This is a genomic window from Franconibacter daqui (assembly GCF_014644275.1).
Classification (GTDB): Bacteria; Pseudomonadota; Gammaproteobacteria; order Enterobacterales; family Enterobacteriaceae; genus Franconibacter; species Franconibacter pulveris.
The window spans coordinates 41,384-61,886 of the sequence record NZ_BMKJ01000006.1 but is presented as its reverse complement, the minus strand read 5'-3'; the positions used below and the strand labels follow the sequence as shown (position 1 = coordinate 61,886).

Here is a 20,503-nt window from a genome sequence, read left to right as displayed (position 1 = left end):
GAAAGCTGCCTTTTTTTTCGACTGGAGCAAGCGTAATGAGAGAAATATTGATTAACGAACCTGCATTTGTGCGTTCCTTCAGCTGTACTGGAGGAGCCTGCCGTGACCATTGCTGTAAGGGCTGGCAGATTACGCTTGATAAGCAGACGGTAAAGAAATACACCACCAGCAAAGACTTCACGATCCGTACGATCGCGGAGCAAAGTATTGATATAGTAAAAAAGAGCCAGCAGGACTGGGGCATTGTGAAGTTTTCACCACTAACGGGGAACTGCCCTTATTTCGATGAAGATCGGTTATGCCGGGTGCAGAAAAGCATGGGAGCCCAGGCATTAAGCCACACCTGTTCTATGTTTCCCCGGTCGAATCGTGTCTATAAAGCGGAGATTCAGCATTCGCTTAATATCTCTTGCCCGGAAGTAGCGTCGATTATTTTTAGCGATGCTGATGCAATGCGCTTCTCTGAGCGAGTCGTCTTGCAGGATAAATTCAATAACGCCAATCCCATCTCTGCACAAAACAAGCTTCTCAACCTGTTTTGCCTGAGCCTTATCGATTTTGTTGAAACGGATGTCGAAACCGGTCTCTACGCCACCATCAAGTTTCTTATGTTTATTGAGAAAGTTGAAACGATTGATGATGCTTCGCTTGTTGAAATTGAAAACGCCTATGCCGTTTTAGCTGGTCAGTTGCAGTCGGGCGAAATGAAACAAGAGTTGGCCGCACTTAGTACCGATAAAAAAGTGAAAGTATCGTTGGTCTTATTAATGCAGGATTTCTTTCGCAAAAAAGCGACGACCCGTGGCAGCGGCGTGCTTAATTATTATATCGATTACTTATTACATGCGCTCTTCGCACAGCAGGATGCGGGTCTCGAAGAAAAAATTACCGCTATTGAAAACGCCTGGCAAGAAATCGTGCTGCCCTCTTTTGAAGAGAGCGGGTTTGCCATCAAAAACTTTATTCTTTATAAGTTCTGGCAAAACAATTTTCCAAACTATCAGAGTGTGCCGCCGCTGCGCGCGCTCTATATGATCGTAGCCGAATATTACTTTATTAAACTTCTGGCTTCGGCTTGCGCGAAGCATAAAGGTTCGATAGAGCGCGACGATCTGGTGAATATTGTCTATAGCTTCCATTCGCTAAGTCAGCATAACAAAGCGCTGACCGAGACGTTTTATGGGCATATCGAAAGCGTGAGATCGGGTGACGATCTCTCTATGATCCATCTTCTTGGTTAATCATCAACGGCAGGCTTTCCTGCCGTTAAAAGGCTTAATTTCTTGAAATTTATCAATAAATTTACTGGATATGGTCTTTTTTCCTGCTACCCGGTTAACAAAAGTCAAATAACCCTCCTTTTGTGTCTTTATTCATTCGATAGATAGTCCTCCAGAAACGGATAATCGTGCCGATAACTCAATTAACGCAGGGCTGTTTATCGTGAATTCAATGTATACCGCTGAAGGTGTAATGGATAAACACTCGCTGTGGCAGCGTTATGTGCCGCTGGTGCGTCACGAAGCATTGCGCCTTCAGGTGCGGCTGCCGGCGAGCGTGGAACTGGACGATCTGCTCCAGGCGGGCGGTATTGGCCTGCTAAACGCAGTCGAACGCTACGACGCCCTGCAAGGAACGGCATTTACCACTTACGCAGTGCAGCGTATTCGTGGCGCGATGCTGGATGAACTGCGCAGCCGCGACTGGGTGCCGCGCAGCGTCCGACGCAACGCGCGCGAAGTGGCGCAGGCTATAGGCCAACTGGAACAGGAACTGGGACGCAACGCCACCGAAACCGAAGTGGCGCAGCGCCTGGATATCCCGCTCGAAGAGTACCGGCAGATGCTGCTCGATACCAATAACAGCCAGCTTTTCTCCTACGACGAGTGGCGGGAAGAGCATGGCGACAGCATCGAGCTGGTCACTGAAGAGCACCAGAATGAAAACCCTTTGCAACAGCTGTTGGAGAGCAATCTTCGCCATCGCGTGATGGAAGCGATCGAATCGCTGCCGGAGCGTGAACAGCTGGTGCTGACGCTCTATTACCAGGAAGAGCTCAATCTCAAGGAGATTGGCGCGGTGCTGGAAGTAGGGGAGTCGCGGGTAAGCCAGCTGCACAGCCAGGCTATTAAACGTCTGCGCACCCGGCTGGGGAAGCTATAACCTGAGTTGCTCACCTGCCGGTAACGCCACACACAGCATTTATTGAGGAGTTATCATGACGGTGCAGCAACTAAAAAGACGGCCCCTGAGCCGCTACCTGAAAGATTTCAAACACGCGCAAACCCACTGCGCGCACTGCCATAAGCTGCTTGACCGCATCACCCTGGTCCGCCAGGGTGAGATAGTCAACAAGATAGCCATCGCGCAACTCGATACGCTCATGGACGAAACTGCCTGGGAGGTGGAGCGTCAGGAGTGGGTAGCGCTTTGCCGCTTTTGCGGCGATCTGCACTGTAAAGAGCAGAGCAACTATTTCGATATTATCGGCTTCAAGCAGTATCTCTTCGAACAGACCGACATGAGCCACGGCACTATCCGTGAATATGTTGTTCGCCTGCGCCGTCTCGGCGCGCACCTGACGCAAAAACAGGTGCCACAGGATCTGGCCTTGCAGGGCGATATCGATGCCCAACTCGACATGTGGCTACCGCTCACCAGCACGAACAATTATCGCATCGCGCTGCGTAAGTACGCCCAGTACCAGGCGCAAAAAGCGCTCCCCCAGACACATAACCCCGCCGCGTCCTCGACATGTGATATATATTAAAAAAGAATAAGTTGTAGCGGAGTCGATTTTGCTTTCTCTGCGAAACTACTTACACTGCGGCTTAACGTTTTGACTCTCTGGGGGAAATATGAAATTAGCTACTTTTGGTCGGCAAGCGCTGATGGGCGTGATGACGGTGGCGCTGGTCGCCGGCATGAGCGTAAAAACTTACGCTGCGGAAAACCTGCTTAATAAAGTTAAAGAGCGCGGCACGCTGCTGGTAGGGCTTGAAGGCACCTATCCGCCGTTCAGCTATCAAGGCGACGACGGCAAGCTGACCGGTTTTGAAGTCGAGTTCGCCGAACAGTTGGCCCAGCATCTTGGCGTTAAAGCCTCTCTGAAACCGACTAAATGGGACGGCATGCTCGCTTCGCTTGATTCTAAACGCATCGATGTGGTGATAAACCAGGTCACTATCTCCGACGAGCGTAAGAAAAAATATGACTTCTCCACGCCTTATACCGTTTCCGGCATTCAGGCGCTGGTGAAAAAAGAGAACGCGAACAGCATCACTAACGCCGATTCGCTGAAAGGCAAAAAAGTGGGCGTGGGCCTTGGCACTAACTATGAAGAGTGGCTGCGCCAGAATGTCCAGGGCGTGGATATCCGTACCTATGACGATGACCCGACCAAATATCAGGATCTGCGCGTAGGCCGTATCGACGCCATCCTGGTTGACCGTCTGGCGGCGCTGGATCTGGTGAAGAAAACCAACAATACCTTGGCCGCAGCGGGTGAACCGTTCTCACGTCAGGAAGCGGGCGTGGCGCTGCGTAAAGGCAATGAAGATTTGCTGAACGCCATTAACCAGGCTATCGCCGATATGCAGAAGGATGGCTCGCTCAAGCAGCTTTCTGAGAAGTGGTTTGGCGCGGATGTAACCAAATAAGCGACGTTTTGCAGAAAAAAGGTGCTGATTTCAGCACCTTTTTTTATTGTATTCTGCCGGGCGCAGTCTGGGTGAATCATAATAAAACGTTACGCCATATCTGAAACGGCAACCGGAGGCTGTATGTCTTTGCAAAATTTAACCCGCTTTGCGCGCCTCGAACTGATTGGCGCGCCCACGCCGCTTGAGTATCTGCCGCGCCTGTCAGATTACCTGGGGCGCGAAATCTACATTAAGCGCGACGACGTCACCCCGGTGGCGATGGGCGGCAACAAGCTGCGCAAGCTGGAGTTTCTCGCCGCCGAAGCGTTGCGCGAAGGCGCGGATACGCTTATCACCGCCGGCGCCATTCAGTCTAACCATGTGCGCCAGACGGCGGCGGTGGCGGCGAAGCTTGGGCTTAACTGCGTGGCGCTGCTGGAAAACCCGATGGGCACGCGCGCTGAAAACTACCTCAGCAACGGCAACCGCCTGTTGCTGGATTTATTCAACGCCCAGATTGAAATGTGCGCGGCGCTCACCGATCCGGATGCGCAGCTCAACGAGCTTGCCACCCGCGTGGAAGCGCAGGGCTTTCGTCCTTATGTCATCCCGGTTGGCGGTTCCAATGCGCTGGGCGCACTCGGCTATGTGGAAAGCGCGCTGGAAATCGCCCAGCAATGTGAAGGCGCGGTTGAACTCTCTTCTGTGGTGGTCGCCTCCGGCAGCGCAGGGACCCACGCCGGGCTGGCGGTGGGGCTGGAGCAACTGATGCCGGAAGTCGACCTGATTGGCGTGACGGTATCGCGCAAGGTTGAGCAGCAAAAACCGAAAGTTGTGGCGCTGCAACAGGCGGTCGCGCAGGCCCTGGAGCTGGAAGCGCGTGCGGACATCCTTTTATGGGATGATTATTTTGCCCCGGCTTACGGCGTACCTAACGACGAAGGGATGGAGGCGGTAAAACTGCTGGCGCGCCTTGAAGGCATTCTGCTCGACCCGGTATACACCGGGAAAGCGATGGCCGGGCTCATTGACGGCATTGCACAGCAACGCTTCAAAGACCACGGACCGATTCTCTTTGTTCATACAGGCGGCGCGCCGGCGCTTTTCGCCTATCATCCGCATATCTGATAACCCTGGGTGCGATTTATATAATGCAAGAAAGTATTCAACTGGTGCTCGACTCCGCCCCCTTTTTGCTGCGGGGCGCTGTTTTTACGCTGCAGCTTAGCATCGGCGGCATGTTTTTCGGGTTGGTGCTCGGTTTTGTGCTGGCGCTGATGCGCCTGTCTCATATCTGGCCCATCTCCTGGCTGGCGCGCTTTTATATTTCGATTTTTCGCGGCACGCCGCTTATCGCGCAGCTCTTTATGATCTACTACGGCCTGCCGCAGTTTGGCATTGAGCTGGACCCTATCCCGGCGGCCATGATCGGACTGTCGCTGAACACCGCAGCTTATACCTCGGAGACGCTGCGCGCGGCGATTTCCTCTATCGATAAAGGGCAGTGGGAAGCGGCGGCGAGTATCGGCATGACGCCGTGGCAAACGCTGCGCCGCGCCATTCTGCCGCAGGCGGCCCGCGTAGCGCTGCCGCCGCTCAGCAACAGCTTCATAAGCCTGGTGAAAGATACCTCGCTCGCCGCCACCATTCAGGTGCCAGAGCTGTTCCGTCAGGCGCAGTTGATAACGTCGCGCACGCTGGAAGTGTTCACCATGTATCTGGCCGCTTCACTGATTTACTGGGTAATGGCGACGGTGCTCTCCGCGCTGCAAAACTATTTCGAAAACCAGCTGAACCGACAGGAGCGCGAACCGAAATGAGTGCGATTGAAGTAAAAAAACTGGTGAAAGCGTTCCACGGCCAGACGGTGCTGCACGGCATTGACCTTGAGGTCGCAGAGGGAGAGGTCGTGGCGATTATCGGGCCGAGCGGCTCCGGGAAAACGACGCTGCTGCGCAGCATCAACCTGCTGGAGCAGCCCGACAGCGGCACCATCAGAGTGGGCGAAATGCTCATCGACGCCGCGAAGCCGATGAGCCAGCAGAAAGCGCTGGTGCGGCGGCTGCGCCAGCACGTCGGGTTCGTGTTTCAGAGCTTTAATCTCTTCCCTCACCGTACGGTGCTGGAAAATATTATCGAAGGGCCGGTTATCGTTAAAGGCGAACCCAAAGCCGAGGCCACCGCCCGGGCGCGTGAATTGCTGGCGAAAGTCGGGCTGACCGGGAAAGAGACCAGCTATCCTAAGCGTCTCTCCGGCGGGCAGCAACAGCGCGTGGCGATAGCCCGGGCGCTGGCGATGCGTCCGGACGTTATCCTCTTTGACGAGCCGACGTCGGCGCTGGACCCGGAGCTGGTGGGAGAGGTGCTGAATACTATTCGCCAGCTTGCCGAAGAGAAACGCACCATGGTTATCGTTACGCATGAGATGAGCTTCGCCCGCGACGTGGCGGACCGCGCCATTTTCATGGACCAGGGACGCATCGTGGAGCAGGGGCCAGCGAAATCACTCTTCGCTAACCCGCAACAGCCGCGTACCCGGCAGTTTCTTGAGAAGTTCCTGAACGCCTGAGGCGCCTGCTCTGACCCTCTCCCCGACGCAGGGGAGGGGAGTTCTGAACCGCAGCGCTGCCTCAACGCCGCAGGATATCACCAGGCCCACTTCGCCTCGTCGCTGCCGAGCGGCGAGGGCGCGCGTGACCAGGCAAGCGGCGTACCCGCAAGCCACAGCGGCGGTTTGAGCCGCGCCCCCAGCCCGAAAGAAGACCACTCATAAAAAGGCAGCTCGTCATACCGGCTTCGTGCGGGAAACGCTGTCTCCTGCCGCTGGGGATGCGCCATCAGAAACGCCGCCGTGCGCGCCAGCGAAAGCCGCGCCCGGTAGCCCTGCTGAGCATGTAAACGGTGATAAAGTCCCTTCAGCACAGCGGCGGCCATCATGTAGCCCGTGGCGTGATCGAGCGCCTGCACCGGCAGCGGGGTGGGCTTGTCGCTCCCTTGCCAGAGCATGCCGGCATGCGCGATGCCGCAGGCCATCTGCACCAGGCTGTCGAAGCCCCGACGGTTGCGCCACGGACCGCTCCAGCCCCAGGCGTTCAGCGAAACATCCACCAGGCCTGGCGCCAGCGCGCTTCGCGTTTCCTCATCAAAACCCAACGCCGCCAGCGCATCGGCCCGGTAGCCATGCACCACGACATCCGCCTTCGCCAGTAAATCACGTAGCCGCGCCTTGCCTTCCTCGCTTTTGAGATTGAGCCGCGCGCAGCGTTTCCCCGCCGTGATTTCCTCTTCCAGGGTCGGTTCGGCCCAGCCGGGCGGGTCAATGCGCAGCACCTGCGCGCCGAGCCCGGCCAGCAGCCGCGTGGCGACAGGCCCTGCGATAATGCGCGTCAAATCCAGCACGCGAATGCCAAGCAGAGGTCTGGCAGCAGGGAGCCGCCATGGCGCCGCTGGGGCTGCGCCCGTGAATTGCTGTATAAAGAGCGGTTCGCGCGCGACCGCCGCACCCTGCGGGTGGCTGCGCCATTCACTTTCGCTGCGCATCGCCGCCGCGCAACCGCCAGCCTGCGCGATGGCGTCTTCAAGCGCCACGCTTCGCCAGCCTTTTACCGTCGCGGCCAGCGCTTCCCGGTCCGTGTGAATGCCCAGCACGCGCTCCATCGCCTGGCGATGATGGGCGGCGTTAGTATGCAGCCTTATCCAGCCATCCTGCGTTGCGTAATCTCCGGCAAAAGGATCCCAGAGCGCGGGAGCAGGGCGGTTAAGCGGCCGCAGGCTCATCTGGAACCACTGGCTCGCCAGCCTGCGGTCAACTTCTGGCGTGGCGTTGGAAGAAATAAGGCGCTGCAGCGTGCCGGCTACCAGCGCAATACTTGCCGCCGCAATATCGCTAACGGCAAAGCAAGAAGGCAGCGCGCCGCGATGAATATATAAAATATCCGGCGGCGAATTTTCCTGTAATTCACGCCAGAGTTCGGTAAAGACAGAAGCTGTCTCGGTTGGTTTACACATTTTTCTCTCCTGCTTATCGCATAAACCTTAGCAAGAGATTTCTTCTCATGTGGGCTTCAATGATAATGTGTATAAATGATTTCAAAGAAATGATACGTTATATTCGTATAATTGGACGATATTAATAACGCAGGGGAATAGTCGCACAGCATGAAGGAAAGTGATTTTTTTGACTGGCGACAGCACATGCTGAACCGCTTTCAGTCAATCGCAACTGCCGATGAGATTTACGACCTGCTACACCAGCAAACGCAAAACTTAGAATTTGATTATTTCGCGCTTTGTATTAAGCATCCCGTTCCTTTCACACGGCCAAGACTAACACTTTATACCACCTACCCGCAGGCGTGGTTAGATCACTATCAGGCGGAGAATTATTTCGCCATCGATCCCGTGCTTAAACCACAAAATTACCAGCGTGGTTTTCTTAACTGGGATGATGCGCTTTTCGCGGCGCCCGCGGAGGAGTTATGGGCCAGAGCCCGTGATTTCGGGCTGCGCAGGGGAATAACGCAGTGCGTGATGGCGCCTAACCGCGCGCAGGGTTTCCTTTCGATTTCGCGCACGCAAGTGAATGGGAAAACGCTTGATGATGATGAACTGGAATTGCGTCTTCAGTATTTGACGGAATTAAGCATGATGACCCTGGCCCGGCTTGAAGACCCGGCGATGGCCTCTCTTGAGATGAGGCTCAGCAAAAGGGAAAAGGAGATTTTGCAATGGACGGCGGAGGGGAAAACCTCGGCGGAAATAGCCATTATTCTCGCTATTTCTGAGAACACGGTTAATTTCCATCAGAAGAACATGCAGAAAAAATTCAACGCGCCAAATAAGACGCAGATTGCCTGTTACGCGGCGGCGATTGGACTGATATGAGTTTTACTTAAGTTCTGCGTGTCAGACAGCAAAAAGGCAGCCAGTTTTTCCCTGGCTGCCTTTTTTATTACTGGCGGTAAGCTTGTTTAATTTGCTTAACCGTATTGCTGAAGACAGCGGCCTGCGCTTCGTTTTCCATTTCAGCAATCTGCTTTTCCATTTTAATAATAACCCGACCGGCATCGGCCTGCCCCATAGCCTGCAGCATTTGGGTGATCAGGCCTTTCAGACAGGCGACTTCCAGAGCCAGTTCCTGCAGATTGTCAGCGGTGGAAAAATCAGGGGTGCTCATCTCTTTTCCTCTGTGTAATGGCGCAACGATAAGGCGCGGCGAGATTGTTGAGGGCGCGGAGTATACCACAAGGCGCAGAAAAGTAATCAATGCGCATTTTTTGTGCGTCTGCCGGGTTGGGTTTACCGTGACAAACGTATTTTTTATACGAACTTTGCTTAATGTGAGGAAGATTTTTCGCGGCGTTAAATAATATGTTTCAGGTTGGTTTTTGGAAGGTTAATTAATAAAAGCTTAAATATAGATTTATTTTCCTGATAACTGATAAAAAAGTTATATGAAACTAAATCATTGAAATATAATGTTTTATTTTTCTATCGTTTCGGTCTCTTGCCATTTTTTAGGTACGGCTGTCGCATTTTATTTCCAAAAACGAGAGGGCAAACCGGCTCAGCGGACGTTTTGCGTTTTAAAGTTGACTTAAAACCCGTTAATATACGGCGAATTGGCTTTAGCAGCGTTATCCCTTTTCTGGAGAGTTTTCCATTGATCAACGTTCTTCTTGTTGATGACCATGAACTGGTGCGCGCAGGGATACGACGCATTCTTGAAGATATCAAAGGCATAAAAGTGGCGGGCGAAGCCTGCTGCGGTGAGGACGCCATTAAATGGTGCCGCGCGAATCCGGTCGATGTCGTGTTAATGGACATGAGCATGCCGGGTATTGGCGGCCTTGAGGCAACCCGTAAAATCGCCCGTTACTCTTCTGACATCAAAGTGATTATGTTAACCGTGCATACGGAAAATCCGCTGCCCGCCAAAGTCATGCAGGCTGGTGCGGCGGGTTATCTCAGCAAAGGCGCCGCGCCAGCGGAAGTGGTCAGCGCCATTCGCTGCGTTCATGCCGGTCAACGCTACATCGCCTCAGACATTGCGCAGCAGATGGCGCTCAGCCAAATCGAGCCCGCCAAAACGGAATCGCCGTTTGCCAGTTTGTCTGAACGCGAATTGCAGATTATGCTCATGATTACCAAAGGCCAGAAGGTCACTGAGATTTCTGAACAACTTAATCTCAGCCCTAAAACGGTGAACAGCTACCGCTACCGAATGTTCAGTAAGCTGAATATCCATGGCGATGTGGAGCTGACTCACCTGGCAATCCGCCATGGCCTGTGTAATGCGGAGACGTTAACAAGTCAGTGAGTGAAGTTTTTGATTCTAAATCTTTCCTGAAAACCGTGACCAGCCAGCCTGGCGTCTACCGAATGTATGACGCCAGCGGCACGGTTATCTATGTCGGTAAGGCAAAAGATCTCAAGAAGCGCCTTTCAAGCTACTTTCGCAGCAACCTCGCGAGCCGGAAAACCGAAGCGCTGGTCGCGCAAATCCAGCAGATAGACGTGACGGTGACGCACACCGAAACGGAGGCGTTGCTGCTTGAGCATAACTACATCAAACTTTATCAGCCGCGTTACAACGTTCTGTTGCGTGATGATAAATCCTACCCCTACATCTTTCTGAGCGGCGACACCCATCCGCGGCTTGCCATGCACCGTGGCGCGAAGCATGCCAAAGGCGAATATTTTGGCCCGTTCCCGAACGGGTACGCGGTGCGTGAAACGCTGGCGCTGCTGCAAAAAATCTTCCCGGTTCGCCAGTGTGAAAACAGCGTTTACCGCAACCGTTCGCGTCCTTGTCTGCAATACCAGATTGGCCGCTGCCTTGGGCCGTGCGTTGAAGGGCTGGTGAGCGAAGAGGATTATGCGCAGCAGGTGGAATATGTGCGCCTGTTCCTCGCCGGAAAAGATGACCAGGTGATAAATCAACTGGTGGCGCGCATGGAGAAAGCGAGCCAGAGCATGGAGTTTGAAGAGGCTGCGCGCATCCGCGACCAGATTCAGGCCGTGCGCCGCGTGACGGAAAAACAGTTTGTCTCCAACACGGGCGACGATCTGGACGTGATCGGCGTGGCGTTTGATGCGGGCATGGCCTGCGTGCATGTGCTGTTTATTCGTCAGGGTAAAGTGCTGGGCAGCCGCAGCTATTTCCCGAAAGTGCCCGGCGGCACCGATTTAGCCGAAGTGGTGGAGACATTTGTCGGGCAGTTTTACCTGCAGGGAAGCCAGATGCGTACGCTGCCTGGGGAGATCCTGCTCGACTTCGCGCTGGCGGACCAGAATGTACTGGCGGAGTCGCTCAGCGAACTGGCGGGACGTCGCGTTCACGTTCAGACCAAACCGCGAGGTGACCGCGCCCGCTACCTGAAGCTTGCGCGCACCAACGCCGCGACGGCGCTGACGACAAAGCTTTCGCAACAGTCGACCATCAGCCAGCGGCTCGCCGCGCTTGCGAAAACGCTCGATCTCCCGGATGTGAAGCGTATGGAGTGTTTTGATATCAGCCATACTATGGGCGAGCAGACAGTGGCTTCCTGCGTGGTCTTTGACAGCAACGGCCCGGTGCGGGCGGAATATCGCCGCTACAATATTACCGGCATTACGCCCGGTGATGACTACGCTGCGATGAACCAGGTGCTGCGTCGCCGTTATGGTAAAGCGATTGATGAAAGCAAGGTGCCGGACCTTATCCTGATAGATGGCGGGAAGGGGCAGTTGGCGCAGGCCAAATCGGTGTTTGCCGAACTTGAGGTGCCATGGGATAAACACCACCCGCTGCTGCTCGGCGTGGCGAAAGGCAGCGACCGTAAGGCGGGGCTGGAAACGCTTTTCTTCGAGCCGGAAGGGGAAGGATTCTCTTTGCCGTCTGATTCGCCCGCGCTGCATGTTATCCAGCACATTCGCGATGAATCCCATAACCATGCGATAACCGGACATCGTAAAAAACGGGCTAAGGTTAAAAACACCAGTACGCTGGAAGAGATAGAAGGCATTGGACCGAAACGCCGCCAGATGCTGCTGAAATATATGGGCGGATTGCAACCTTTGCTTAACGCTTCTGTTGAGGAAATTGCAAAAGTTCCAGGTATCTCGCAGGCGCTGGCAGAAAAGATCTACTACTCGTTGAAACATTAGGGGCTATGTAGCAACATAGCGGTAATTTCACTGACGACAGATAGTTACCTGCATTATGCAATTCAATATTCCTACGCTGCTGACCCTGTTTCGCGTCATCCTGATTCCGTTTTTTGTGCTGGCGTTTTATCTGCCGTTTCACTGGGCGCCCTTTGTCTGCGCCCTTATCTTTTTTTTCGCGGCCATAACCGACTGGTTTGATGGCTATCTGGCCCGCCGCTGGAACCAGAGCACCCGTTTTGGCGCCTTTCTTGATCCGGTCGCCGATAAAGTTATGGTAGGGATAGCGATGGTGCTGGTGGCGGAGCATTACCACAGCTGGTGGATAACCCTGCCGGCCGCAACCATGATCGCCCGTGAAATTATTATCTCAGCGCTGCGCGAATGGATGGCGGAGCTGGGCAAGCGCAGCAGCGTGGCGGTTTCCTGGATTGGCAAAGTAAAGACCACGGCGCAGATGCTGGCGCTGATCGGTCTGCTGTGGCGTCCTAATATCTGGATCGAGTATGCTGGCATCGCGCTCTTTTTCATCGCTGCGGTATTAACGTTCTGGTCAATGTTCCAATATTTGAACGCTGCGCGGGGCGATTTGCTCGAACGGTGATCTATCCGGCGCAAAATTCAGCAAACAAACCGGCTGGTGGGAAAATTTCGTTGACTCACTGCGTCAGGTAAGTAGAATGCAACGCATCGAACGGCGGCACGGTTTGCCGGAAGATAAAGAAATCAAGCAATTAACTTAGCAACAAGTTAAGTCGCTCTGATAAGCGGGAATAGCTCAGTTGGTAGAGCACGACCTTGCCAAGGTCGGGGTCGCGAGTTCGAGTCTCGTTTCCCGCTCCAGTTTAAAAAGCACTGGCCGTTAAGGCGGGTGCAGCCTGAAAAGGCGAAGAATCTGGCGCGTTAACAAAGCGGTTATGTAGCGGATTGCAAATCCGCCTAGTCCGGTTCGACTCCGGAACGCGCCTCCACTTTCTTCCCGAGCCCGGATGGTGGAATCGGTAGACACAAGGGATTTAAAATCCCTCGGCGTTCGCGCTGTGCGGGTTCAAGTCCCGCTCCGGGTACCACTGGGAAAGACAAGAATAATCAAAGCAATAAGCAGTGTCGTGCAAAACCACCGAAAGGTGGTTTTTTTATTGGTAATGCTTATTGGCTGCCGTTTTTTACTACGTCACGTTCCTTTTCACGCTGAAGCGATGCTTGCTGGTGTTAACGTTTTCGGTTGTACCTGGCGTAACAGGAGGAAACGAAACATCCTCTCTCTTCAACTGCGTCATAGTGGCGCTGAAATCCATTATCAGCACGCCGCCATAAAAAAAGCAGACATAATGTCTGCTTCGCTTGTATCTGTTAATTTCACTGACTGGCGTAATTAAGCCTGCGCATCCAGCGTGGCGAGTTCTTTATCGATAAAATAAAGCCCTTCGCCGCTTTTCCCGACCAGGCTCAGCTTATCGATCACCGATTTAAATAATTTTTCTTCTTCGTGCTGCTCAGCGACATACCATTGCAGGAAATTAAAGGTCGGGTAATCCTGACCCATCATGGCGGCATGGGCTAATTCATTAATCTTGCGCGTAATCAACTGTTCATGCTCATAAGTCGCTTTAAACAGTTCGTCGAGCGAAGCGTATTGCGCGAAAGGCGAAGGAATCGCGTTGATTTGCGGCAGGCTGCCGGTATCCGTCAGGTAATCAAACAGACGCTGCATATGCGTCATCTCTTCCTGCGCGTGGCGGCGCAGGAAAGCGGCGGCCCCTTCAAAACTGTGGTAGCTGCACCAGGCGCTCATCTGTTGATAAAGCAAAGAGGAATAGAGCTCCAGGTTCATTTGCTCATTAAGTTTTTCCATCATATCGGGTTTAAGCATGTTTTCGCTCCGCAAGAGAATGAAGATGGCGGCACTATAATTTGTTATTTATCTATTTGCAAAAGGTAAAATAAATAAGACAGTTAAGTAAAAATGCAAATAGAAATCAGACGCATTAAATTAATTAAAAGATACTTCTTGAAGTAATAAATATAAGGGGTGTCTGAATGAGCAGGTAAATAAGCCGCGAGAAAGGAACCGTTAATAGTGGCTTAATTAAAATTTACAGGCGAGTTGCGCAGGTGGCTTCGACTACTCTCGCCAGCATGGCGGCTTTTTCTAACGGTTGACTGAAATAATATCCCTGTAACAAAGGAACGCCGAAGTTGCGCAGCGTCTGCGCCTGTCTCGCCGTTTCTACGCCTTCGGCAATCACTTCATAGCCAAAGGTGCCTGACATGGTCAGCACCGCTTGTACCACAGCCAGACCTTTATCATCGATATTGTTGACGAAGGAGCGATCGATCTTCACAAAGTCGATGCGCATGTTTTGAATGACGGAAAGACTGGAATACCCCGTGCCAAAGTCGTCGATGGAAATCCGTACCCCTTTATCCTGCAGATAGCTGACTTTCGCGTAAATCTCCGTCTGGCTTTCGTGAAATAACGACTCCGTTACCTCAAGATGCAGACGCTCTGGTGCAATGGCATAGTGAGTTAACAACTGCTCGACCTTATCGATGAACGCGGCGTCCTGTAATTGAACGATAGAGACATTAACCGAAAGGGCAATCTCCTTTGCAGCGGGCGGCAGCTCAGCAAGCGTTTTACAGGCTTCCTCGATTATCCAGTATCCCAGCGGCACAATACTGCCGCTTTTTTCTGCCACCGGAATAAACAGCGAAGGAGGAATAGCGTCATCGCCGCACTGCCAGCGTAATAGCGTCTCAAGGGAGACGATACGTCCACTTTGCGCCTCGACAATAGGCTGATAAACCAGCCGCATCTCATTTTTCGCCAGCGCGCTTTTTAGTGCTTCCTGCAGATACACCTGGTTTAGCAGCTCTGTCTCAAGCTCGCGGTTATAAAATGCAACGCGCTGCGGCTGTTTCCCTTTCAGGGAGTACATAGCGATATCCGCAAGCTGAATCAGCCGGGTTATCGCTTCGCTATGACGTGGACAGATGGCGATGCCGATGGTGGCGCTAAGAAAAAGCTCCTGCCCGCGCAACGCCCAGGGTTGGCTGAAGCTCTCGTTCATCTCTTGCGCCAGGCGGGCAAGCTGCGCTCTGTCAGTCAGGGGAATACAAAAAATAAACTCATCGCCGCCCCAGCGGCAGAGCATCGCATTATTATCCCGGTTAAAGGTTTTCAGCCGGTCGCTGAACGCCAGCAGGATTTGATCGCCAGCGTCATGACCAAGCGTATCGTTGATGGCTTTAAAGCCATCAAGGTCGATAAAAAAGAGGCTGAAGCCACTAATTTCATTCTGCTTATAGCGCAGCGTCAATGCATTAGCGGCGCGCAGGAAAGCGACGCGGTTATGTAACCCTGTCAGCGAGTCGGTATGCGAAATCTCATAAATTTCCTGCGTACGGGTGCGAATTGTCTCTTCCATGCGCTCCAGCAGCTGGCTGTTTTTATACTTCAGCAGAATGGCGCTTTTAACATAGCGCGCGGCGCGGCCGGCAGAAAAAACCATAATGGCGGTAAAGCACAGCCCCAGCGCCCCAAGATTGTTTTTGTACTTTTCGCTGGCACACAGCAGCTCCAGAGAAAAAGGCACCAGTACGATGATGGGATACAGCGTGCCGATAAGCGCGTTGCCGGAAAGAATGCTGGTCGCGCCGCCTGCCATAGCAGAGAGGATAACCATCGAAGAGGTGAACTCCTCACTACTGAATCCACCGCTAAAGAACAGACACCAGCCGCTCCATAATAAGGCGGTCAGCAGGCAGCCTGTGCTGAAGCGCCAGTAAAAATGGTTTTGTTTTCGCTCAAAGCTGTTAGCCCGATACCAGAGGAGGGTGTCAACCAAACGAACGGCCAATAGCAGGCAGATAGTTGCCCACCAGATGAGCTTGCCCGTGCGGTTCTCATGGCCGAGAAAAGTAAAGACCAGGCTGGTGGCGACAATAAAAGTAATCAAAATACCGGGCAGCGCGTTGCTGTATAGCAGCTTGATGCCTTCCGCGCGATACAGTCTTTGTTTGTCCCGTTTATCTCTCATACAACGACAACAGTTTCCGTTTTTTTATCTGACGCTGAAAAGAAGGCGAAGCAAAGCGGCGCGGGGGAGTGAATCATGGGCGCAGGAAAGGCGTCAGAAGGATCATGGTCAATAGATTATTCGTTACGCATATTGATATGCGCCAGCCTCACGAGCTGGCGCATACGCTTACCAACCCGCATTTTGCGGCACGGCAAAACCGCGGCACTGGTATTCCAGTATCACTGATTCGTTCAGACATTGCGTTCCGCTGATAACAGAGCAGGTTTTTATCGGCTGGCCATAGTTTTCCGCCGTGGCGAAGCCCCACTCCTGACACTGACGCGTGGCGGTACCCTGAGCGAGATAAGGGTCTGCTTTTGCGTTAAACAAAGCGGGGTCGTTAAAGCCCAGGCGCACCATGCCAGTGAGCTTGTTGCCGCCCACAACTTCGGGGTTTTTCGTTATGGTACAGCCAGCCAGCAGCAGGGCTGCGAGAAGTATCATGTTGCGCATGTCGGTTCCCGGAGTGTTCATTCAGCTCCCATCATGGCATAAGCCGAACCAATGCAATCGCCCGAAAAGCCCACAGATCATAGCGTTGCCCTGGCGATATTATTATTACCTCACTAAGTTTAGCGGTACTTAATTTTTATGTTCAGTCACTTAAGTTTCTCCACGAGATGCCGAAAATAGCGATACGGCACGTTTCTATTCGTACGCAAGAATCACGAATGAAGCAGGAAGGGTGTCGTCATGCCTCGCATAAGGACGGCATATCTACACACCGAGAAAACACTATGAATTTCATTCGTAATATCAAAATCCGTGCAATGGTGGTCATGATACTTTGTTTTTCCGCCCTCGCCTGGATTGGCGTTTCCGGATTAACGCTCTGGTTTTTGCATAATCTGGAAGAGAGCCTGACGCTTACCGGGGAGCAAAAATCATGGATAGACGGCGCCCAGACGCTGCTGATGACCTCCGTTTTAGCCAGTATCGTTATCACGGTCTTTACCGAACGTTACCTCTATTTCTGCCTGGTTAAACCGGTGGATGTTATCCGTGAGCATCTGCATGTGCTGGCGCAGGGAGATCTCTCTGCGCCGCTGCGCGATCTTGGCCGCAACTGTATCGGGATGATGGTGCCGCACATCAAAACCATGCAGGGGAACTGGGAAAAAACCGTCTCGGACATTCGCAACAGCGCTGATACGATTCGCTCCCACGCCGGCGACGTCACAGGCGTCAACAATGAGCTATCGAGCCGTTCTGAACAGCAGGCCGCCGCGCTTGAGCAGACCAGCGCCAGCATGGAGCAGCTCAGCAGCACCGTTAAACTCAATGCTGATAACGCCAGTCATGCCAGCCAGCTTGCGCAAAACGCCACGCAAACCGCCATTGAAGGCGGGCAATCTGTTGATCAGGTCATGAAGACGATGTCGGTCATCAGCAGCAGTTCACACAAAATCGTCGATATCACTACCGTGATAAACAGCATTGCTTTCCAGACAAATATTCTGGCGCTGAACGCGGCGGTTGAAGCGGCGCGCGCGGGCGAGCAGGGGCGCGGTTTCGCCGTTGTGGCAAGCGAGGTGCGCAACCTGGCAAGCCGCAGCGCCCAGGCGGCGAAAGAGATTGAAACCTTGCTCAACGAGTCAGTCAGCAACATCAATACCGGCTCGGATCAGGTAAAAAAAGCGGGCGAAGCGATGAGCAAAATTCTTCGCGCCGTGCAGCAGGTCAATGACATCATGGGCGAGATCGCCAGCGCGTCCGGCGAACAGAGCAAAGGCATCAGCCAGGTGGGCATTGCTGTGAAAGAGATGGATAGCGTTACCCAGCAGAATGTGCATCTGGTTCAGCAGTCCGTACTTTCTTCGGCGGATCTGGAGAAGCAGGCTGTACGCCTTAACGAAGTTTTAGCGCTGTTCCGCATCGCTCAGTCTGCGCAGACAAAAGCCGTACCGACTGTTGTTAAAACCGCTTCGGTCACCCCATCCCTACGCTCCCCGCTAGCCGCAGAGGAAAACTGGGAAACATTCTGACGCCGTTTGATGGGCGAAAAGCAAAACTGTGAGGCCTACGCACTTTTATAAAACATTTTTTCATTTAATTTGAAAGTGCGTTTGGTGAATAGTATGTTTACCTCATGGTTTGCTATTCGTGGCGGGGAAACCCGCGTACCCTCAGGAGGAAAGAATGAAAATTGCACTGATGATGGAAAACAGTCAGGCGGCGAAAAACGCCATCATCTACAAAGAACTCAAGGCGGTTGCGGATGAGAAAGACTATCCGGTTTTCAACGTCGGCATGAGCGATGAGCAGGATCATCACCTGACCTATATCCATCTGGGGATCATGGCGAGCATTCTGCTGAACGCAAAAGCGGTGGATTTCGTTATCACCGGTTGCGGCACCGGCCAGGGCGCGCTGATGTCCCTGAACATTCATCCGGGCGTGGTGTGCGGCTACTGTATCGATCCGGCGGACGCTTTCTTGTTCGCGCAGATCAACAACGGCAACGCGCTGGCGCTGCCTTTCGCAAAAGGCTTCGGCTGGGGCGCGGAGCTGAACGTGCGATTTATCTTCGAAAAAGCATTCTCCGGTCGTAAAGGCGAGGGTTATCCGCCGGAGCGTAAAGAGCCGCAGGTACGCAACGCGGGCATCCTTAACCAGGTGAAAGCCGCCGTCGTGAAAGAGAACTATCTGGATACCCTGCGTGCTATCGACCGCGAGCTGGTAAAAACGGCAGTTTCTGGCGAGCGTTTCCAGAAATGCTTCTTTGAGAACTGCCAGAACAAAGAGATTGAAGCTTTCGTACGCGAAGTACTGGGCTGATTTTTATCACACGAAAACCAGCGCCCGGGCGCTGGTTTTTTATGAACGTTTTTCAGAAACCGCCGCTCCGGCCTGACGCGCCAGACGCAGCGTATCGATTAATCCCACCAGACAAATCAGCGCAATCCAGACAAACGCCAGACGAAAACTCACACCCGGCAGGCTTTCCAGCGAAAACCAGCGGCTCACCAGTTCACCAAGCCGGATGCCAATCGCCCCAAGCGTAATGCCAAGCCCGACCGCCAGTTGCGTGGCGGTGCTGAACAGCGTATTGGCGTAGCTCATCTGTGGCGAAGGCACATCGGCGAAGGCGAGGGTGCTAACTCCCGTAAACTGAATAGAGCGAAAAACGCCGCCCAGATAAAGAATGACCAGTATCAGCCAGAGGGGCGTTTGCGGCGTCAGAAACGCACAGGCGAGCAACGCCGCCACGTTCAGCAGGCCGTTTATCAGCAGCAATTTCTTAAACCCCAGCGTGCGGATAAGCGGCGTAGTGGCTGGTTTTATCATGAGGTTACCGGCAAACACCGCCAGCACCAGCAAGCCCGAGTGAAATGCATCCATGCCGAAGCCCACCTGGAACAGCAGCGGTAATAAGAAGGGCACAGCGCTGATGGAGGCGCGGAACAGCGAGCCGCCAAGCATCGTTACGCGAAAGGTCTGCACCCGCATCGCGTCAAGACGAATCAAAGGATAGCGTGCGCGCTGAAAATGACGCAGCGCAAACCACAGCGCGCCGCCGCCAGCGACCAGCAACGCGCCAGCAAGCGTGAGATCCGGCTGCTCTGTGCCAAGGAGCTCCATCATGTAGACCAGTGCAACCATCGCCACGGCAGTCGCGATAAAGCCTTGCGTATCGAAAGGTCGACGCTCCTCTTCGCGAATATCTGGAATAATGCGTAACGCAAGCCACATCGCCAGCAGTCCAGGCGGCAGGTTGATAAAGAAGATCCAGCGCCAGGTGGCGTAGCTGGTGATAAAGCCGCCCAGCGGCGGGCCAATAATCGGGGCGACCAGCGCGGGCCAGGTAAGGGTGGCGATAGCGCCTATCAGCTGATGTTTGGGCGTAGTGCGCAGCACCGCTAATCGCCCGACAGGCACCATCAGCGCGCCGCCCACGCCCTGCAAAATACGCATGGCGACAAAAACTTCCAGGCTTTCAGCGAGGCCGCAAAGCACCGAAGCGAGAGTAAAAATACCCAGCGCAATCGTAAACACCACGCGGGCGCCGAAGCGGTCCGCTATCCAGCCGCTGGCGGGGATCAGCACGGCAAGCGTAAGCAGGTAAGCGCTGATGCCAATATTGAGATCTACCGCCTGCACGCCAAAGGTGCGGGCCATCTCCGGCAGCGCTGTGGCGATAACGGTGCCGTCGAGAAACTCCATAAAAAAGGCGCCTGCCACCAGCAGGGCCGCAGGTGAAAGACCGCGTCTTGTCGTCGCGCCTGCGCTACCACTCATCGCTACCGTCCCGTTTAAAAAAAATGAGTAAATTTATACCTGTCAGTTTAAAAGGTAACTGATGGATTTATTTATGTTTTTTTAACAAATATGCGCAAAACGTTAACTTTATTGGTGTGATATTCATCACAAACTGGTTGATTTTTGTGATGGTGGTCATATTATTAGCCCATCGCAACACGTTATCTGCATAAAAACAAATTCGGAGCACATCATGAAATTCCGTAAAATCCTGAAAAGCATGTTCGAAAACTACTGCAAGACTTTCAAAGACGTACCGCCAGGCGCTATGTTCTGATAAAAAAACCTGCTTCGGCAGGTTTTTTTGTGCTTTCACTTTATCTCTCCTTTTCCGTTTCGACTACCTCCGCGTTTTACTACCGTTTTTCC

The 20,503-nt window shown here is 53.4% G+C and carries 20 protein-coding genes and 3 tRNA genes; 17 read left to right on the top strand and 6 right to left on the bottom strand.

Features of this window, described 5'->3' with window-relative positions; all coding sequences use genetic code 11:
• Nucleotides 1–35: 35 nt before the first annotated feature.
• The 7 genes from fliB (at nucleotide 36) to tcyN (ending at nucleotide 6,210) form a co-directional block, all read left to right on the top strand.
• Nucleotides 36–1,241, top strand: coding sequence for a flagellin lysine-N-methylase (gene fliB / locus IEX01_RS17595; RefSeq protein ID WP_024560464.1), 1,206 nt, complete (start codon nucleotides 36–38; stop codon nucleotides 1,239–1,241).
• Between the two features lie 202 nt (nucleotides 1,242–1,443).
• The gene (locus tag IEX01_RS17590) at nucleotides 1,444–2,163 is read left to right on the top strand and encodes an RNA polymerase sigma factor FliA (RefSeq protein WP_024555916.1); all 720 of its coding nucleotides are present in this window, start codon (nucleotides 1,444–1,446) and stop codon (nucleotides 2,161–2,163) included.
• A gap of 55 nt (nucleotides 2,164–2,218) precedes the next feature.
• Nucleotides 2,219–2,770, top strand: a complete 552-nt coding sequence (gene fliZ, locus IEX01_RS17585; RefSeq protein WP_024555915.1) for a flagella biosynthesis regulatory protein FliZ — start codon at nucleotides 2,219–2,221, stop codon at nucleotides 2,768–2,770.
• Between the two features lie 88 nt (nucleotides 2,771–2,858).
• Nucleotides 2,859–3,659, top strand: coding sequence for a cystine ABC transporter substrate-binding protein (gene tcyJ, locus IEX01_RS17580; RefSeq protein WP_188724258.1), 801 nt, complete (start codon nucleotides 2,859–2,861; stop codon nucleotides 3,657–3,659).
• 123 nt (nucleotides 3,660–3,782) lie between these two features.
• Nucleotides 3,783–4,769 carry a D-cysteine desulfhydrase gene (gene dcyD, locus IEX01_RS17575; RefSeq protein ID WP_024555913.1) on the top strand — a complete coding sequence of 329 codons (987 nt, stop codon included), beginning with the start codon at nucleotides 3,783–3,785 and terminating at the stop codon, nucleotides 4,767–4,769.
• 23 nt (nucleotides 4,770–4,792) lie between these two features.
• Nucleotides 4,793–5,461: a cystine ABC transporter permease gene (gene tcyL / locus IEX01_RS17570; protein ID WP_024555912.1), complete on the top strand. Its 669-nt coding sequence runs from the start codon at nucleotides 4,793–4,795 to the stop codon at nucleotides 5,459–5,461.
• Nucleotides 5,458–6,210 carry an L-cystine ABC transporter ATP-binding protein TcyN gene (gene tcyN / locus IEX01_RS17565; protein ID WP_024555911.1) on the top strand — a complete coding sequence of 251 codons (753 nt, stop codon included), beginning with the start codon at nucleotides 5,458–5,460 and terminating at the stop codon, nucleotides 6,208–6,210. The genes tcyL and tcyN overlap by 4 nt, the downstream gene beginning before the upstream one ends.
• Nucleotides 6,211–6,287: 77 nt before the next feature.
• On the opposite strand, the gene IEX01_RS17560 is transcribed toward tcyN, so the two are convergent.
• The gene (locus tag IEX01_RS17560) at nucleotides 6,288–7,649 is read right to left on the bottom strand and encodes a CoA transferase (protein ID WP_188724257.1); all 1,362 of its coding nucleotides are present in this window, start codon (nucleotides 7,647–7,649) and stop codon (nucleotides 6,288–6,290) included.
• A gap of 150 nt (nucleotides 7,650–7,799) precedes the next feature.
• Between IEX01_RS17560 and sdiA the strand changes: the two genes are divergently transcribed.
• A complete protein-coding gene (gene sdiA / locus IEX01_RS17555; RefSeq protein ID WP_048888059.1) occupies nucleotides 7,800–8,525 on the top strand; it encodes a quorum-sensing transcriptional regulator SdiA in 726 nt (241 codons plus the stop codon).
• A 67-nt stretch (nucleotides 8,526–8,592) separates the two neighbouring features.
• Here sdiA and IEX01_RS17550 read toward each other — a convergent pair whose 3' ends face one another.
• Complete coding sequence (locus IEX01_RS17550) at nucleotides 8,593–8,817, bottom strand: DUF2594 family protein (protein WP_024555908.1); 225 nt, start codon at nucleotides 8,815–8,817, stop codon at nucleotides 8,593–8,595.
• Between the two features lie 486 nt (nucleotides 8,818–9,303).
• Between IEX01_RS17550 and uvrY the strand changes: the two genes are divergently transcribed.
• The 6 genes from uvrY (at nucleotide 9,304) to IEX01_RS17520 (ending at nucleotide 12,859) form a co-directional block, all read left to right on the top strand.
• On the top strand, nucleotides 9,304–9,960 hold the full coding sequence (gene uvrY, locus IEX01_RS17545) for a UvrY/SirA/GacA family response regulator transcription factor (RefSeq protein WP_024555907.1): 657 nt from the start codon (nucleotides 9,304–9,306) through the stop codon (nucleotides 9,958–9,960).
• A complete protein-coding gene (gene uvrC, locus IEX01_RS17540) occupies nucleotides 9,957–11,789 on the top strand; it encodes an excinuclease ABC subunit UvrC (protein ID WP_188724256.1) in 1,833 nt (610 codons plus the stop codon). The genes uvrY and uvrC overlap by 4 nt, the downstream gene beginning before the upstream one ends.
• 55 nt (nucleotides 11,790–11,844) lie before the next feature.
• Entirely contained in the window at nucleotides 11,845–12,393 is a 549-nt protein-coding gene (pgsA, locus tag IEX01_RS17535; RefSeq protein ID WP_024555905.1) for a CDP-diacylglycerol--glycerol-3-phosphate 3-phosphatidyltransferase, read from the top strand.
• Between the two features lie 163 nt (nucleotides 12,394–12,556).
• Nucleotides 12,557–12,632: transfer RNA gene (locus IEX01_RS17530), tRNA-Gly, on the top strand.
• 54 nt (nucleotides 12,633–12,686) lie between these two features.
• Nucleotides 12,687–12,760: transfer RNA gene (locus tag IEX01_RS17525), tRNA-Cys, on the top strand.
• Nucleotides 12,761–12,772: 12 nt separating this feature from the next.
• Nucleotides 12,773–12,859 (top strand) — tRNA-Leu (locus tag IEX01_RS17520).
• A 305-nt stretch (nucleotides 12,860–13,164) separates the two neighbouring features.
• Here the strand turns inward: IEX01_RS17520 and ftnA are convergent.
• The 3 genes from ftnA to yecR all read right to left on the bottom strand — a co-directional run bounded on the left by ftnA (nucleotide 13,165) and on the right by yecR (nucleotide 16,348).
• On the bottom strand, nucleotides 13,165–13,662 hold the full coding sequence (ftnA, locus tag IEX01_RS17515; RefSeq protein ID WP_024555904.1) for a non-heme ferritin: 498 nt from the start codon (nucleotides 13,660–13,662) through the stop codon (nucleotides 13,165–13,167).
• Between the two features lie 223 nt (nucleotides 13,663–13,885).
• Nucleotides 13,886–15,832 (bottom strand): putative bifunctional diguanylate cyclase/phosphodiesterase, encoded by a 1,947-nt coding sequence (locus tag IEX01_RS17510; RefSeq protein WP_048888057.1) that lies wholly within the window; start codon nucleotides 15,830–15,832, stop codon nucleotides 13,886–13,888.
• Nucleotides 15,833–16,000: 168 nt separating this feature from the next.
• Nucleotides 16,001–16,348: a YecR family lipoprotein gene (gene yecR, locus IEX01_RS17505; RefSeq protein WP_048888056.1), complete on the bottom strand. Its 348-nt coding sequence runs from the start codon at nucleotides 16,346–16,348 to the stop codon at nucleotides 16,001–16,003.
• 263 nt (nucleotides 16,349–16,611) lie between these two features.
• Between yecR and IEX01_RS17500 the strand changes: the two genes are divergently transcribed.
• Both IEX01_RS17500 and IEX01_RS17495 read left to right on the top strand, forming a co-directional pair.
• Nucleotides 16,612–17,859 carry a methyl-accepting chemotaxis protein gene (locus IEX01_RS17500; protein WP_188724255.1) on the top strand — a complete coding sequence of 416 codons (1,248 nt, stop codon included), beginning with the start codon at nucleotides 16,612–16,614 and terminating at the stop codon, nucleotides 17,857–17,859.
• A gap of 154 nt (nucleotides 17,860–18,013) precedes the next feature.
• A complete protein-coding gene (locus IEX01_RS17495; RefSeq protein WP_024561105.1) occupies nucleotides 18,014–18,652 on the top strand; it encodes an RpiB/LacA/LacB family sugar-phosphate isomerase in 639 nt (212 codons plus the stop codon).
• 39 nt (nucleotides 18,653–18,691) lie between these two features.
• Here the strand turns inward: IEX01_RS17495 and IEX01_RS17490 are convergent, their stop codons facing one another.
• On the bottom strand, nucleotides 18,692–20,113 hold the full coding sequence (locus IEX01_RS17490) for an MFS transporter (protein ID WP_188724254.1): 1,422 nt from the start codon (nucleotides 20,111–20,113) through the stop codon (nucleotides 18,692–18,694).
• Nucleotides 20,114–20,327: 214 nt separating this feature from the next.
• On the opposite strand from IEX01_RS17490, the gene azuC reads away from it, so the two are divergent.
• On the top strand, nucleotides 20,328–20,411 hold the full coding sequence (gene azuC / locus IEX01_RS17485; RefSeq protein WP_103676150.1) for a stress response protein AzuC: 84 nt from the start codon (nucleotides 20,328–20,330) through the stop codon (nucleotides 20,409–20,411).
• Nucleotides 20,412–20,503: the final 92 nt, after the last annotated feature.